We start from the raw sequence: 951 nt of genomic DNA on the forward strand, positions 1-951 counted from the left end.
GCCTCGACCGCGGGGGCCAGCACGTCGGCGTCCTCGTCGCCGAACAGGCGGTTCTCGCCGGCGTGCGGGTTCAGGCCCGCGAGCCCGATGGCCTCGTCCGGGCGGCCCAGCGCCGCCGTGAACGCGCCCGCCAGGTCGAGCACGTCGCGGGTGCGCTCCGGCGTGATGTCCTCGATGGCCCGGCGCAGCGAGACGTGCGTCGTCAGGTGGAAGAAGTACAGGTCACCGGCCGACAGCACGAGGCTGAAGTTCTTGACCCCGAACTCGTGGGCGAGCAGCTCCGTGTGCCCGGGCCACCTGTGCCCGCCGGCGTGCATCGCGGCCTTGTTCAGCGGCGGCGTGACGATGCCGTCCACCTGGCCCTCCCGGGCCAGCCGGCAGGCCTCGACGACGAACCGGTAGGCGCCGTCGCCGGCCGCCGCGCTGATCTCGCCGACCGGGACGTCGGCCAGCGACGGTCCGGTCTGGAGCAGCTCGATCGTGCCCGGCGTGTTGGTGGCCTCGGCCGGGGACGCGATCACGCGGACCCGCTCCGGGTCGCCGCCGATCGCGGCCACGGCGCGGCGCAGCGCACCGGCGTCACCCACGACCACGGGTACGCACAGGGCGCGCAGGTCGTCGTGGCCGAGCAGGGCCTTGGCCGTGATCTCCGGGCCGATGCCTGCGACGTCGCCGAGCGTGACGGCGAGGGTGGGGATGCTCAAGGGTTTACCTCCTGGTGCGAAGAGTACGATCTCAGGCTTTCGAGGACGTCGACGACGGTCCGGCGGGTGCCGAACCCGCCCGCCTTGGTGACGACGACGGTGCCGTGCGCGGGCCCGCCTTCGAGGTGTCCGAGCGGCACGCCCTCGGCGACGGACCCGGCCACCCGCACGCTGTGGGCTCCGAGGCGCGTGAGGACCGCGCGGGCGCCGTCGCCCCCGATCAGGACCACGGCGTCGGGGCGGGTGC

The 951-nt window shown here is 74.6% G+C and carries 2 protein-coding genes; both read right to left on the reverse strand.

All coding sequences use genetic code 11. From position 1 onward, the window contains the following. The coding region (locus PROKR_RS02795; RefSeq protein ID WP_036959397.1) for a PdxA family dehydrogenase at window positions 1–704 on the reverse strand (704 nt) is incomplete at its 3' end. Then, on the reverse strand, window positions 701–951 hold a 251-nt coding region (locus PROKR_RS02800), incomplete at its 5' end, for a nucleotide-binding domain containing protein (protein ID WP_211240006.1). The genes PROKR_RS02800 and PROKR_RS02795, both read right to left, overlap by 4 nt.

The organism is Promicromonospora kroppenstedtii DSM 19349 (genome assembly GCF_000515355.1).
GTDB lineage: Bacteria > Actinomycetota > Actinomycetes > Actinomycetales > Cellulomonadaceae > Promicromonospora > Promicromonospora kroppenstedtii.